Source organism: Sphingobium sp. AP50, assembly GCF_900109095.1.
GTDB lineage: Bacteria > Pseudomonadota > Alphaproteobacteria > Sphingomonadales > Sphingomonadaceae > Sphingobium.
Genome location: NZ_FNYZ01000021.1, coordinates 1 through 13,746 on the forward strand (window position 1 = coordinate 1; position 13,746 = coordinate 13,746).

At 56.6% G+C, this 13,746-nt stretch carries 13 protein-coding genes; 6 read left to right on the forward strand and 7 right to left on the reverse strand.

Translation table 11 applies throughout. The annotated features are described in order from the left end of the window. Positions 1 to 165: 165 nt before the first annotated feature. Positions 166 to 522 carry a Crp/Fnr family transcriptional regulator gene (locus BMY84_RS23770; protein WP_256215402.1) on the reverse strand — a complete coding sequence of 119 codons (357 nt, stop codon included), beginning with the start codon at positions 520 to 522 and terminating at the stop codon, positions 166 to 168. 766 nt (positions 523 to 1,288) lie between these two features. On the opposite strand from BMY84_RS23770, the gene BMY84_RS23775 reads away from it, so the two are divergent. The 4 genes from BMY84_RS23775 to BMY84_RS23790 all read left to right on the forward strand — a co-directional run bounded on the left by BMY84_RS23775 (position 1,289) and on the right by BMY84_RS23790 (position 6,462). Then, positions 1,289 to 1,849 (forward strand): PAS domain-containing protein, encoded by a 561-nt coding sequence (locus BMY84_RS23775; protein ID WP_093087142.1) that lies wholly within the window; start codon positions 1,289 to 1,291, stop codon positions 1,847 to 1,849. After that, positions 1,846 to 5,265, forward strand: coding sequence for a chemotaxis protein CheB (locus BMY84_RS23780; RefSeq protein ID WP_093087144.1), 3,420 nt, complete (start codon positions 1,846 to 1,848; stop codon positions 5,263 to 5,265). The genes BMY84_RS23775 and BMY84_RS23780 overlap by 4 nt, the downstream gene beginning before the upstream one ends. 5 nt (positions 5,266 to 5,270) lie before the next feature. Then, positions 5,271 to 5,639, forward strand: coding sequence for a response regulator (locus tag BMY84_RS23785; RefSeq protein WP_093087145.1), 369 nt, complete (start codon positions 5,271 to 5,273; stop codon positions 5,637 to 5,639). Between the two features lie 271 nt (positions 5,640 to 5,910). Next, positions 5,911 to 6,462, forward strand: a complete 552-nt coding sequence (locus BMY84_RS23790) for an opacity protein (protein WP_093087147.1) — start codon at positions 5,911 to 5,913, stop codon at positions 6,460 to 6,462. A 519-nt stretch (positions 6,463 to 6,981) separates the two neighbouring features. On the opposite strand, the gene BMY84_RS23795 is transcribed toward BMY84_RS23790, so the two are convergent. Further along, on the reverse strand, positions 6,982 to 7,407 hold the full coding sequence (locus BMY84_RS23795; protein WP_093087148.1) for a BLUF domain-containing protein: 426 nt from the start codon (positions 7,405 to 7,407) through the stop codon (positions 6,982 to 6,984). 177 nt (positions 7,408 to 7,584) lie between these two features. Here BMY84_RS23795 and BMY84_RS23800 point away from each other — a divergent pair, with 177 nt between their 5' ends. Further along, entirely contained in the window at positions 7,585 to 8,097 is a 513-nt protein-coding gene (locus BMY84_RS23800; protein WP_143075143.1) for a PilZ domain-containing protein, read from the forward strand. 678 nt (positions 8,098 to 8,775) lie between these two features. Here BMY84_RS23800 and BMY84_RS23810 read toward each other — a convergent pair. The 5 genes from BMY84_RS23810 to BMY84_RS23830 all read right to left on the reverse strand — a co-directional run bounded on the left by BMY84_RS23810 (position 8,776) and on the right by BMY84_RS23830 (position 13,001). Beyond that, the gene (locus BMY84_RS23810) at positions 8,776 to 10,386 is read right to left on the reverse strand and encodes an FAD-dependent oxidoreductase (RefSeq protein WP_093087153.1); all 1,611 of its coding nucleotides are present in this window, start codon (positions 10,384 to 10,386) and stop codon (positions 8,776 to 8,778) included. A 177-nt stretch (positions 10,387 to 10,563) separates the two neighbouring features. Next, positions 10,564 to 11,220, reverse strand: a complete 657-nt coding sequence (locus BMY84_RS23815) for a DsbA family oxidoreductase (RefSeq protein ID WP_093087154.1) — start codon at positions 11,218 to 11,220, stop codon at positions 10,564 to 10,566. A gap of 316 nt (positions 11,221 to 11,536) precedes the next feature. Continuing rightward, positions 11,537 to 11,917 carry a barstar family protein gene (locus BMY84_RS23820; RefSeq protein ID WP_256215403.1) on the reverse strand — a complete coding sequence of 127 codons (381 nt, stop codon included), beginning with the start codon at positions 11,915 to 11,917 and terminating at the stop codon, positions 11,537 to 11,539. Positions 11,918 to 11,998: 81 nt separating this feature from the next. Then, positions 11,999 to 12,199 (reverse strand): DUF5818 domain-containing protein, encoded by a 201-nt coding sequence (locus BMY84_RS23825; protein ID WP_093087156.1) that lies wholly within the window; start codon positions 12,197 to 12,199, stop codon positions 11,999 to 12,001. A gap of 1 nt (position 12,200) precedes the next feature. Next, positions 12,201 to 13,001, reverse strand: coding sequence for a S1/P1 nuclease (locus tag BMY84_RS23830; RefSeq protein ID WP_093087157.1), 801 nt, complete (start codon positions 12,999 to 13,001; stop codon positions 12,201 to 12,203). A 257-nt stretch (positions 13,002 to 13,258) separates the two neighbouring features. Between BMY84_RS23830 and BMY84_RS23835 the strand changes: the two genes are divergently transcribed. Next, a complete protein-coding gene (locus BMY84_RS23835; RefSeq protein ID WP_177204164.1) occupies positions 13,259 to 13,735 on the forward strand; it encodes a PilZ domain-containing protein in 477 nt (158 codons plus the stop codon). Positions 13,736 to 13,746: the final 11 nt, after the last annotated feature.

The following is a 13,746-nucleotide window of genomic DNA, read 5'->3' on the forward strand; positions in this document are numbered from 1 at the left end:
CCGACGACCCTGGTTCGCGCTTCTGGTCGCGCGCGCCAGCCGTCTCAAGCCTGCCGCATCAAAGTCGTCCCGCAATCCAATCGCTGCACCCATGGCAATGCCCTCCAACCGGCACCCATAGATTCAGACATTCATCGCTTTGGGAATCCCCAACGTGAGTCAGGATCATTGGAGGTTGGTATTACGATCAATCTCTGCGACCTCGATGGCCGTCAATGCTTGCACGCTGTGGTCGGCAATATTCAGGAACAGATGTTGCAGGTCCAGGAGATCACCCGGCAAATGAATCGATACGATCTGGCGTGCACCGTCCGCGGTCAGCTTATGTTTAAAAGCCATCCCATCAAGTACAAGCCGGCAGGCGGCTCTGGGTGGCTCCCCTTCGCGGATAAGATACGCATTTGGGTTAACGTACCGAATGCTATGGGGTAAATCCGCGACCGCAGCCATATCCCGCTTGGAGAGGCCACAAAGCCGGGCAAGGCGGCACGCAAGAAACTCCAGGTTCCGTTCATCGGACATATCAACTCCCATTGGCGGGAGCATGAACATCTCTCAGTCGCCAACGGGCCGATTAACAGGGTGGGCGATCATGCGCCTTAACATAGGCTTTAACTTAGATCCTATTACCTTGCGTTCGGCCGCATCGCACGTCGGTTCTAATTTCTGTAAATGTACCTCTTGCGCTACCGGAATTTTTCGGTCGGAGAGATCGCCTGGGCTGCAGAAGGCGACATGCAAGGCGGGGGCTGGATAGGCAGGGGCCTGAAGGCGATATCGCGGAACAACCCCACCTCGTATATCGAGGGGCCAAGGTGATTGACGCGCCGGCCCCTACAGCGAGGCATATTCCAATCTGCGGCTGCGCATCGCTTATACAGCTTGATCATCGCGCACGGCCGTCTGGAAGAAGAGCCTGACAGGTTCCACGACATGACTCGCGATCATTGCACGACGTTTGGATTGCAGAGGAGGGCAGGAGCAGCAAGCCTGAAGCGGATAATGAAGGCTGAGCTCATATCTGGTGTGCGTGAAGCAATCACGCCCTTATGTCGGCACGTACTGTGTTGATCGAACACATCAAGGCACAAACCGCAGGATCATGTGGCGAAGGATTTTTTGCTGCAGATTGGAGAGGTGGAGCGCTTTAGGCGTTCCACGAATCGATGAGTCCCAATGTGGATCAAGCCAGCCCGCCTTGTGGCTATGTGCCTTAATCATTAGGGCAGGTAACGGGCTTTGAGCATGTTGGACCGTTTCCAGCAAACTGGCGCCTTTCGGAGAGTCCATGCGCGATATCGAACTTCCTGTAGAGCTGCTGGATTATTTCGACAGCTCGCCAGTCGCCCTGTCGTTGGGCGAAGCCTCGGGCGATCACCCTCTGTTGCTGACAAATAGGCGTTTCCGCGACCTTACCGGATACGCAACTAACGAGGTTCTCGGCCACAACTGCCGTTTCCTGCAAGGCGAGAGCCATAATGATGATGCCCGCACAAAGATTCACGCGTTTCTCGCAGAGGACCATATCGCCAACGTCCGCACCCCGATCGTCAACTTTCGCAAGGACGGGCGTCCATTCATCAACCTTCTCTATATGTCTAAGTTGCGGGCCCATTCGGGCGAGGTGCGCTATATCTTCGCATCGCAGTTCGATGTTAGCCGTACACGGGCAGATCTCCTGCAGGACTATGACGCAAACCTAGGTCGGACGCTTGATCGGCTAAGCCCGGTGCTGGCGGAAAGCGGCATCGTGGTGGAAGGATCGCTTTTGACCATCGCCAACTCGGCCGCAACCATCGCTCAGGCCAAGCTGACGCTGGCAGAGCTAGACCGCGGCTCCTTCCTTTGACCGGCAGAGACATTAGCTCACCACGCCTTCCGGTCGTTGGCATCGGCGCCTCAGCCGGCGGACTGGAGGCGCTACGCGAGATGCTGTCAACGGCGCATGGTCCGACAGGCATGGCCTTCGTCATTGTGCAGCATCTGGATCCCACGCATGAGAGCATGATGGCGCAGTTGCTCGACCGCCACACGACCTTGGAAGTGCTACAGTCCGAAGGGGGCGAGGAGATCGCGGCGGACAAGGTCTACATCATTCCGCCGGGACATGGCCTTGCCATCCGTGAAGGTGTGCTTGAACTGACGGAGTTCGCACAACCGCGTGGACTGCGCCGTCCCATCGACGACTTCTTCATCTCACTCGCTGCCGACCAGCAGGGGGATGCAGCATGCGTCATACTGTCTGGCACCGGCGCAGATGGGACCACGGGCCTCCGCGCGATCAAGGAGAATGGCGGCGTCTGCCTGGTCCAGCGGCCGGAAAGCGCACGTTACGACGGCATGCCTCTCTCCGCCGTGGGGACGGGACTCGTTGATTATATAAAGCCACCTGGCGAGATGCTCGACTGCCTGACAGCCTTCTTCAACCACCGTACCGTTGATCCGGCGGAACGAGAGGCGGCACTGGTGGCAGACCATGTCGACGAGATGTGCAAGACCTTGCGCGCCATCGTCGGCCACGACTTCTCAGGCTATAAGCGCACGACCCTGATCCGTAGGGTCGAACGGCGCATGCACGTTCTCGGTATCGATTCGGGGACCACGTATCTCGCACGCATCAGGTCTGACCCAGATGAGTGCGAGGCTCTATTCCGCGATCTCCTCATCAACGTCACTCGCTTCTTCCGGGACGCCGAGCTGTTCGAACGACTGCGTACACAAGTCGTGGAGCCGCTGATGCAAGAGAGCGATGGCGAGGAAGTACGCGTCTGGGTCCCAGGCTGTTCCTCGGGTGAGGAAGCCTATAGTATTGCGATCCTGTTCGCGGAGGCGGCGCGCAAGCTGGGCGTGACCCCGGCTACGGTTCAGATTTTCGCGACGGATATCGACGAGAGCATGCTCCAGATCGCGCGCGAAGGCATCTATCCAGCTTCTGCTCTTGCCGACATGCCGATAGCGCTGAGAGAACATTATACAATCCCGCACGCGGAGCGCTTCACCATTGCGTCGCAGATCCGGGACATGATTCGGTTCTCCAGCCACAGCATCGTCAAGGATCCGCCTTTTTCGCGGATAGACCTGCTGTCGTGCCGGAACCTCCTAATCTATTTCGACGACCGTTTGCAGCAGTCGGTCATGCCCCTCCTGCATTATGCGATCCGACCGGGCGGTTATCTTTTTCTCGGCCCGTCGGAAAGCGTCGGTCGCTTCGAGCATCTTTTCCCGACCCTTGACCAGCAGGGACGTCTATTCAAACGTGCACCCGGTCCGCCCAGCTACCCCATTGATCTGCCTGGCAGCGCCTATCCGCGTGGTACGCGCGCCGACGGACGGACGGAGAGGGGTAGCGGACGCACCTTGTCGGACGAGGGTGCCGCGGTGCGCCGCCTGGTGGACCGTTATGCGCCTGCCAGTCTGGTACTGGACCAGGATGGGGGTATCATCGCCGCCTATGGTCGGTTGGGACGTTATTTTGATTTTCCTGTCACTCGCACAGGCGGATCGAGTGCGATAAGCCTGGCTCGGGCCGGCTTGCGCACCGTAATTGGGCCTTTGCTGCGAGAGGGGCGTGATACCCGTAAGCGAGCCATTGTCCGCGATGTTCAGGTCAGAACGGAATATGGCAACCAGCAGATCGACGTTGTGTGCGATCCACTGCCCGACGGCACTTTGCTCTTTGTCTTTCGCGAAACCGCGCCATTTCGCCCCGAGTTGGAAGACGACGTGGCGGAGATGGACGCAGGCGACGATCATCTCGACGCGCTGGAAGATGAATTGCGCGTCACCCGCCACCGGCTGCGCTCGACCGTGGAGGAACTTGAGACGGCAAACGAGGAGCTTAAAAGCTCCAATGAAGAAATGATGTCGATGAACGAGGAACTTCAGTCCACGAACGAGGAGCTATCCACGGTCAACGACGAACTCAAGTCCAAGGTCGATCAACTGACCGTCGCCAATTCCGACCTGCGCAATTTCTTCGAATCAACCGAGCTGGCAGTGATCGTACTGGATTCGGATCTTCGCATTCGTAGCTTCACGGAGGCAGCGACAGCTCTTTTCCCATTGCAGCCCGGCGACCGGGGGCGGCCGCTCGAGGACGTATCGACGCGCCTTGCTGAGCCGGACTATATGGATGATGCCCGCGCCGTGGCTTCAGGGCACGCGGCAATTCAGAGGCGGGTGACGACACGCGATGGTGAGCGCGCGCTGTCGTTGCGTACTCTCCCCTATCGCATGCAGAATGGTGCTACGGACGGGGCGACTTTGGTCCTGACGGACATTACGGATGCCCTGTCAATGGAGCGGGACCTTGCAGCGGAGCGCGAACGGCTGGATATGGCGATCCGCGCGGGAGGCATCGCCGTATGGGAATATGATGTTGAAACTCGGGAAGCATTTGTAGACGCCCACGGTCGCGAAATTCTCGGAATTTCGCTCGATACCGCTTCCACAGATGCTGAAAGGCGGCTCGGCCGATTGCATCCCGATGATCGACCCAGCTTCGAGGCCGCGCTCGCGAATGTCATTGCGCGAGGCGGGGACTTCGAGGCCAGCTACCGCGTCATGGAAGGCGAGCTCACCCGTCGTATCAAGAGTTTCGGCCGAATGGTTACGGGCGATGGATCTCCTCGGCTTGTCGGGGTCTCCATCGACGTGACCCCGGAATATGCCCTTGCTGAGACGCGCGAACTGATGTTGCGCGAAATGAACCACCGGGTGAAGAACCTCTTCGCGATCGTCGCAGGTATGGTCTCAGCAGGCTCCCGCTGCCACCACGATGTCCGCGCGTTCGCAATAGACTTGCGCGAACGAATTGCCGCATTGGGGAACGCGCATTCGCTAGCTTCGCCGACAGGAGAGGTACAGTCAATAAAGCTGATTGATCTAGTCGATGCCACCATTGCGCCCTATCGCGATCATGCCGACATAACAGTCGAAGGACCTGATGTCTGCATCGCGCGCTTCTCTCTCTCCCCTCTTGCGCTCATGATGCATGAATGGGCCACGAATGCAGCGAAATATGGTGCATTAGGTCCTGATGGTGGAGTGCTCAAAATTAGCTGGGCGCTTGAAAAGGACGCGTTGCGATTGCGATGGGTGGAGAGCTGTTCTCAAGCTGTCGTGCTTTCAGAAGGTACTGGCTTTGGCACAATCCTGGTAAACACTTCTGCGAAGCAACTTGGTGCGGAAGTCACGCGAGAGATGAAGGACGGAACTTTCTTCATCGAGCTCCGTTTGCCGTCAAATGTGCTTACCGATGGATGATTTGAATGGCCGGGACGGTTTTGCTGGTTGAAGACGAACTGTTTGTGGCGCTCGACCTCCAAGATATCATCGAGGAAGTGGGATTATCCGTTGATGGACCATATATTTCCGTGGCGTCAGCACTGGATGCCGTCAAAAACGCTCCACCGGATTATGCAATCTTGGATGTGAGACTGGCAGATGGCGAAGTCTATCCGGTAGCGGAGGCGTTGCAGTCAGCAGGCGTTCCATTCATCTTTCACTCCGGACATGCGGACGCAGCGCTGCTCATCGAACGTTTCCCCAATGCCGTAGTCTGTGGCAAACCCTGTTCTCCCATCCGATTGCAGGACATGTTGAACCGGCTTACGGACGATACTTGCAATCTGTCGTGACAATATTTCGTCTTTGCTTCGCCTGACGTACTCCGGGGGAAACCTCGTTCCACACAGATCCGCGCATGAATAAATTCCTCGCGGTACGAGAGGGTGAGGACTGCAAAGGGCGGGTGACTACTCACGACGATAAGGCAAATGCAGACGCCCTTGGTTCCGCCAAAACCCTGTTGTATAAATGCAACGCCTTCAAATTGTTGTCATATCATCGCAACTTGTTGCAACGCGACATGTTTTGCCGTCGACCTAATCGACACAAACAGGGGTTCGTATGAAGAAGTTTCTCGCCGCCGCCGCAATTCTGGTGGCCTTGCCCGCAATCGCTTCTGCGCAGGACACCGCGCCTGACGGCACCGACGCTTTCGGCGTCGAGCCTTATGTCGGCGTGCTTGGCGGTTATCACACTTTTGATCGTGGTTCCGAGTTCGGAGCCATTCCCGGCGAAACCATCATGAATGGCGCTTTGATCAGTGGCATTGCCGGCGTCAACGTCCCTCTGGGCCCGGTCTTCGTTGGCGTGGAAGGTAACGCCACCAAGGGGTTTAGCGACATTGACTGGGAATATGGCGTCAAGGGCCGCTTTGGTGCGCGCGCCGGCGAAAGCGGGCTGATCTATGCGTCGGCTGGCTATCAGTGGGTGAATGGCAAGGGCGGCTGGCCCGATCGCAAGGACTGGATGTACGGCGCAGGCGTTGAAGTAGGCCCCAAGGAAATCGGGCTTGGCGGCGTAACGGGCAACAGCGGCGTACGCTTGCGTGTCCAGGTCGATACCTATGACTGGGATAGCTTCCGCCCCATGGCTGGTGTTATTTTCCACTTCTAAAGAGCAATGATCGACATGGCCCCGTCGGCGATTATCGCTGGCGGGGTTCATCTTGTCGGAGCATAATCGCCTGCTCGAGCCGCTTTGCAGCGTCTTTTTGACTATCTTCAATCGCATCGGGGGCCCCGAAGACCGACGTTGATATCGGTTTCCTCATTCGCAAAGATAGCGGTGATGGGCAGATTGGCCTTTGACGTAGCTTTCATGGCAGCCTTTGACTTGTCCAACCGGCCGCATGTGAGCATGTTCGATCCAGACAGAACCGCCTCGAGGCAGCGCTGCGTCTGCTCTTCGCGCTCCTCACGCACAGTCTGTTCTCCGGAACCGAGATTAATTGTCGAGGGTTCGCTTAGAAGAGCACCTGCTCCTGCCTCGACCTGCCTTGAGATGGTCTGCGAAGCTTTGCGCGCCTAAATACCTTTTAGCGCGCTTTGCTAAGACGCGATTCTTTTTCAAAGAAAATTATGCCGCCTGCCCGAAATGCGCCGCACGTTCGCTTTCATCGCGCGGTTTTCATCTTCAAACCCGTTCATTCAATTGTTTGCGGGCGTGGGTTTCGGCGAAGCCGGCAAAGTAAGCACGCAACGTCGGGTCCGTAATCGACGAAGCCATAGCATTCACTTGATCCGAGAGCGAAGCTGAAGTTGCAGCTTCGCCGCCTTGCTCAAATCCCATTGACCATGAACCAAATTCTCTGGTTTCGACCGCCTTCTCGCGGAGCTTGACCAGAGCGAAATGACGCGGATCTTGCCTGATCCGCTCATATGTTTCGATCACCGCCTCGTCAGGGCCTTCCAGCACCTGCAAAAAGCGTCGCCCGCCCACGACCAGTAGTCCCGTAAGGCCGACCATGGCATTTGCTGCGCGTGATTTGCAAAGCAAATCTTCAATTTGCGATAGGTCCAGAATGGAGCGCGCTGTGCTGATATAGAGCAGGCTTTTCATATTGATCTCCGAGCAGTGGAGGCAAGTCTATGAAAGAAGATAAAAAAATAGATTAATGGCGGGTTTAACTCAGGTTAGGGCTCACCTATTTTTTGGATTGGTCCGCCCGAAGGATGGCGCCCGCCTGTTGGCATCAACGACAGTGCGCGCTTTTTTGGTCTGCAAGAGATTCGCATTGTGACGCTTTTTAAAGATTTGATCGTCATTAGACGCGATGCTTTTACGCCTTGGGGCTTCACACGCACCTCCATCGTTTCAATTCTTGGACAGGATTGTTGCAGCTTAGGCGATGACGTTGGATACCCTTGTCGAGGAGTGCAGACTATGCTGCCGTCGCTATATGAACGAATGCGCAAAGCTGACCGACGTCGCGATGCAAGGTTCGCCACGTCGTTCAAAGCCACGCTCGTCTTAGATTCCGGCAGCAGATCCGTCGTGGTTGGAGACATTTCTGCGGGCGGAGCGATGCTTCAAGCTGACATGGACTTATGGCCGGGCCGCCAGCTTTCGCTCAAGGCAATAGATCTGGATGTGAATGGCGAAATCCGATGGAGAAATGATCGACTGTGCGGCGTCGCCTTCTCCGTACCGGTTGACCCCTTTGCTATAATTGCCGCCAATGCAAGGGAAGGGACGGATAGTGTCCTTGAAAAGCCGCGCTCTTCGTCTGGCAGGCCCGACGAGGCGTAGATGCCTGGCGCGACTGCGCCTCGGCCCGGGGGTTCGACGGCGATGGAGCGATGCTGCGGACCGCTTTGCCGTTCTCTATCCGTTTTACGGTAGGGAAACCGGGTTTCGCTTTGCAGAAGCAGGCCTGTTCCGCCTACGCTGCTCGCCAACCGGCATGGACATGTGAACGCGTATCCTGCTCACGGCATGACAGGCAACCTTTTGGCGTATGAGGGTTTCAAAGGTTCTTGCGATGCCGTGCGGCGCTATGCTGCCCGGTGGAAAGTAGAGAGGCGAAGGGGTTTCGGCAACGGGATGATGGCGTGCATTCCCATTCAGTTCCAGCCCAGCGAGACCTGGACGCGCACGAAAAGGCCGGGCTGTAGCGGATCTTGAAATGTGGGACGTGCAGTCTGAGGTGCACGCCATCAATGACCGCCCAGTCCTCGCTCCAGTCGAACTGGAACGCCTCGCCAAGCGAAAACAATACGAAGTTTGCACTGCCAGTAATCTGGAAACAGAAAAGTAACTTCTCCAAGGCGGGCAGAGTAAAACTTCGTATTTTCCATTTTTATGTTTAGTATGCGGACATTGGTACAGCGCTATTCACCTTCTATCCCATCCCCGTCTGGAAAGCTTTGCTGAGTTATAGCAAACGCCGAAGGGAACGGGAGCAACGCAGTTATTTTCGTAGCTGCTTCAACTGTTAAGATATTCCCACACTTTGGAAATGACGACGGAACCTTCTCCGACGGACGATGCCACACGCTTGACCGAACCGGAACGGACATCCCCAACCGCGAATATGCCAAGACAGGAAGTCGCGTAAGGCGATCCACCATTTACGGCATCGCCGGTCATGACAAAGCCCTTGTCGTCGAGGGCCACCAGGCCCCTCAGCCAGTCCGAATTGGGGGCGGCGCCCACCATCACGAACATTGCGCAGGCTGCAACCGTCCGCTGTTCTCCAGCCTTCTCAATCGTGACGGCGTCAAGTTTCCCGTTGCCGTGAAGCTGCGTCACCTGCGCTTCATATTCGATACTGATTCTCTGATCGGCTTCAAGTCTGCTCGATAGATAATGCGACATGGACGTAGCCAGCGAGGTGCCCCTTACTAGAAGGCAGACATGGTCGGCCGATCGGCTCAGATACATAGCCGCCTGCCCCGCCGAGTTGCCGCCGCCTATCACGATAGCCTCTGTACCCTGGCAATAGCGCGCTTCATTCTCAGTTGCCGCATAGTAGATGCCTGCACCCTCAAAATCTGCAAAACGTGCGATCGGAAGACGCCTATATTGCACGCCGGTTGCCACTATAACGGCACCTGCCCGAACCTGATGTCGATTATCGAACGTCGCGCAAAACTGGCCGTTCTCCAATCGCTCCAGTCGCTCGACCCGGCGGGGCATTACGAACCGAGTGCCGAATTTCATGGCCTGGACTTCACCGCGCCAGACAAGGTCTGCACCCGATATGCCAGTCGGGAAACCCATATAATTCTCGATCCGGCTCGACGTACCTGCCTGGCCGCCGATTGCGATATCTTCGACTACAAGGGCATTGAGCCCCTCGGCACCGGCATAAACGCCTGCCGCGACGCCAGCTGGACCACCACCAACAATCAACACGTCAAATGCCTCGCACTGGACCACATCAAGATTAAGGCCAAGCAGTTGGGCAACCTTGTGCGGCGTTGGGTCAGCGATGACCCGATCACGGCCGAAGATAACCGCAGGTTGATCGAGCGGAATGGCGCAACTGGTGGCGATCCGAACTGCCTCGGGGCTCCCTACAGGATGGGATGCGAAGGGCAGGCGATTGCGGCTCGCAAATTCGGCAATGCAACGTAGATCTCGATCATCATCCTCGCCGATCAGCACGAGGGTTCCGTCACGATTGTCGAGCTGCCGACGACGTCTGGCTGACAGGACGGTGATGATGATATCTGACATTTCCGGCATGTCAGCCATCAGGCGCAACATGGCATGCCGCGGCACTTCGATAACCCGTGTGTCGATCGCAGCGCGCATCGGCATGGTCCAGACGCCACCGCTCAGGAAGGATATCTCTGCCATGAACTGGGTAGGGCCAAGGGTCGAGGAGCCATAGCGCTTTCCGCTAAAAGCATCGACGACCTCGATCTCGCCATCATCGACGTAGACAAAGCAATTGACCGGGTCTCCGGGCTGTACAATGTAGGTGCCTGCCGCATAGTTCGCCAGCTTACCAGCGGCGCGCAATGCCTTGACATGGGCTGGAGCAAGCGGGACGCGCTGCATCTCGCCAAGATCGCGACCGATGGTTTCCATCAGGCTGATGCCGCAAATGGCGCAGCAATCTGCTGAGAGGGTGGGCTCGATTTGCTATCCAGGGCAGGCCTCCTGACAAACGACCGTGAGAGACAAGGACTATCGAATAGGGTCGTTGCTACTGCAACATACAAATGACAAAGGCCGTTCTGCATTTATACGCGTTTCGACACGAGCTCAGGCGATCCGATTTTCCGTTGCAATCTGGCGCAACGCCTGTTCAAAGGCTTCCGGAGGTTGTCCGCCACTAATGAGATATTTCTCGTTCACGACAATCGCTGGCACGCCGTCGATCCCGCGTGATCGCCATAAAGCTTCCTCGTCTCGCACGGCCGCGTCAAACATGTCGCTCTCCAGAATGTTCAGAGCTTGTTTCTTGCCCAGCCCTGCCTGCTCGACGGCGTCCAGCAGCACTGCATGATCCGAGACATTGCGACCGCCGGTGAAATAGGCCCGAAACAGAACAAGTTTGAGATCTACCTGCCGGTCTTCTTGACCAGCCCAGTGCAAAAGCCTGTGAGCGTCGAATGTATTATAGACGCGGCTGTCCTGGCTCATTGTGATGGTAAAGCCAAGCGCCGCGGCCCGATCCTGTATCATCGTTCGGCTGGCGGCTGACTGTTCCGGCGTCGATCCATATTTCTGGGTGATATGCTCCCCCAGATTCTGTCCTTCCGCGCCCATGTCCGGATTGAGTTCGAAAGGCCGGAACCGGATGTCGGCGCTGACCTTGCCGTCAAGCCTTTCCAGCGCAGTCTGTAATCCCTTGAGCCCGATGATGCACCAGGGACAAGCAATGTCCGATACAAAATCGATCCTCAGATGCTCCGCCATGCCGGTCTTCCTTTCATGCGCGACGGGTCTGCCGCCAGCTGGATTTGAAAATAGGCACTGAGGAACGTTAAGAGGAAGGGCACATCGCTGTCGCGCACGCGGCAGTCTTTACGACATAGGCGGGCGTGGGTATGGCACCTCGTCGTGGCTAGAGGCACATACTGTAATCCCGAGCGCACCAACAAACTGCTTAAAACAGCCACCTGTCTGCCAGTCGGGACAGGCAGAATAGAATCTCGAGCGGACTAATCAACCATCCGATCGGCTCTCGCGCAGTGCAACGTGTCAGCTCTACACCGCTTGGGGCAAGAGCGTCCTAGCTCGCAACTATCTTGATGGAGCGATGGCTGGCGAACACCTCCATAACTATATCAAAATATGTGTTGCCGGCACCAGCTAGTAGCGCCTCCATTTGCTGCGTAATAGACTGGCCATTGAACTGGTCACGAATAGCGTGTCGCGCTTGCAGAAACTCCAGCGTCGTATCCGCTCCGAGAGATTTGCGGCTTACCGCAATGTCCTTCCAAATGATCTCTACCGAGGCGGCGCCAGCTATTGCGCCATAGCCGCCATAAAGCATGTCATCCAAGGCATCGAGGCTTTCCCCGAGAACCCATGTCTCATCCGACATGAAAACCCGGTTTATTTCTCTGTAGAAAGAATGGATGTCCGCTATGGCAGAGCCCTCAATTTCCAAGCGCCTATGGGTGCCTGCCTCAATCACTGGCGATGCTGCCCCACATGAGAGCAGGTCCTAACCTCTCCACCATCACGGCGATCAAGCACGCTCGATCCGATCGACGTCCAGCATGTCGAATCCCGATCGCGTGCCCAGCCCCCGTACCCTATGTCCAAGGAGTTGACGAAAACAGTCGCTGACGTCGAGCCGCCAATCGCCGCCATCAGCAACACGAAGGATCGGGTAGAAACCGTTATCGATCAATATGCCGGTCAGATCATGGCGCGATCCCCGAGGCATGCTACTGGCGGACCGCTTCGCTGCTGGCAGGCCGCTCAAATATCGCATTGAGATAGGCAGCAATGCGAATACCCGCGCGCTGAAGGCGATTATCCATCTCTGTTCGATGCCGATGGGCATAGTCCCAGGAAAGAGCGGGGTCGACCGGATAGATGGTCTTGCGCAGCGCGATACTCTCACCAATCCAGTCAGACGGATTACGATCATTCCAGTCAATGACCTGCTGTGGCGTGATTGAACGGGACAACCAACCGGCAAGTTCGGAGTAGGAAAGGGAACGCTGCTCGATCATGGCGCTATCCCAGACCGAATGAAGATTAGTCGGTCGGCCAAACCAACTCACTTTGAAATCATTGCCGCCGCGATCATCACCGCCGCCGGCGTGAAGGGGTTGATGAAGATCACCGATGATGTGGACTATGAAACGCAGCGCCAGGCGCCTTTCGTCCAGGGAGGCACGCGGATCGCGGAGCGTTGCCGTGAAGCGTGTGAGAGCGGTCATCGCATCACCCTCAGCGGGGGCATCCGATGGCTTGTAGGCGTCACCCTCATGCACCGTCACATAATGCCAGGAACTGGCCCTTTTTTGCCAGAACTCAGCTGGATCAGATTTCATATCATCGGGCCAGGTCGCTGCTTCAGCAAGATCGGTAGTGCCAAGCAGCAATTGCACATTGGCGCGGGCAATACCACTCAGATTTTCATCCGCAATCGCGCCGGTGATACGATGGCCAACGGGCCCCCAGGCATGCGCAGGGGTAGCAAAGAGCAGCGGGAGGGCGATAAGATATGGAAAACGCATGGGCTGTGTGTGGCAATATTTCAGCTCGAAGGGAAGACAAGCTGCGCAAATCTCTGACGCACAAGCCATAGCTGGCGGCGCATCTGCGCAAAAAGAAAGGCTGATTGGGATCGACCAGCCTTGAAAGTTTTTAGGAGAGGTTGTCTGAAAGGCAGCGCCTCTATCACATCGCAGATGCGTTTCAGCAAATGCGAAGCGGGACGTTGCAATTGTGCCTTGCGCAACCAACTGACTGGCAGTCGCCATTGCATTCGGGCTTGACGCCCGGCATCGGTGATTTGCAATCCATGGTCAAAGGTGCATTTTCCGTCACTGCGGAACCAACTTGTTACCCGGACGCTTTAAGGACGGGGATCAGGATGGATGATATGCAGCACGCACCAGCACCCCTCGACCTCGATCGCCGCGAACATTCCAGACAATCTGTCAACGTGCCCTGCACGGTTTTTTGGAAGGGGCTTTATGAATATGCCACCATCCAGAATATTTCACTTTATGGCGCGCAATTGGAAGGGTTCGAATTTCCGCCGGTTGGCACTTCAATCTCCATTCAGGTCGATCGTCTCGAAGTTTGTGCGACGATCATATGGTGCGGTGAGAATAGATGTGGCGTCCTGCTTGCCCATGGACTGGATCCTGCGGCTTTCATTCAGGAAAATGGGGTTCGGCCAATCGTGACAGCATCTGCTGATCCGGTCGTCGTGACAGACATTCTGATTGATCAGTACGCCTGATCAGGCGGCGG

Coding starts and splice junctions, on each gene's coding strand:
- BMY84_RS23770 (WP_256215402.1), bottom strand. CDS start 522: ATGTCCGATGAACGGAACCTGGAGTTTCTTGCGTGCCGCCTTGCCCGG.
- BMY84_RS23775 (WP_093087142.1), top strand. CDS start 1,289: ATGCGCGATATCGAACTTCCTGTAGAGCTGCTGGATTATTTCGACAGC.
- BMY84_RS23785 (WP_093087145.1), top strand. CDS start 5,271: ATGGCCGGGACGGTTTTGCTGGTTGAAGACGAACTGTTTGTGGCGCTC.
- BMY84_RS23790 (WP_093087147.1), top strand. CDS start 5,911: ATGAAGAAGTTTCTCGCCGCCGCCGCAATTCTGGTGGCCTTGCCCGCA.
- BMY84_RS23795 (WP_093087148.1), bottom strand. CDS start 7,407: ATGAAAAGCCTGCTCTATATCAGCACAGCGCGCTCCATTCTGGACCTA.
- BMY84_RS23810 (WP_093087153.1), bottom strand. CDS start 10,386: ATGGAAACCATCGGTCGCGATCTTGGCGAGATGCAGCGCGTCCCGCTT.
- BMY84_RS23815 (WP_093087154.1), bottom strand. CDS start 11,220: ATGGCGGAGCATCTGAGGATCGATTTTGTATCGGACATTGCTTGTCCC.
- BMY84_RS23825 (WP_093087156.1), bottom strand. CDS start 12,199: ATGCCTCGGGGATCGCGCCATGATCTGACCGGCATATTGATCGATAAC.
- BMY84_RS23830 (WP_093087157.1), bottom strand. CDS start 13,001: ATGCGTTTTCCATATCTTATCGCCCTCCCGCTGCTCTTTGCTACCCCT.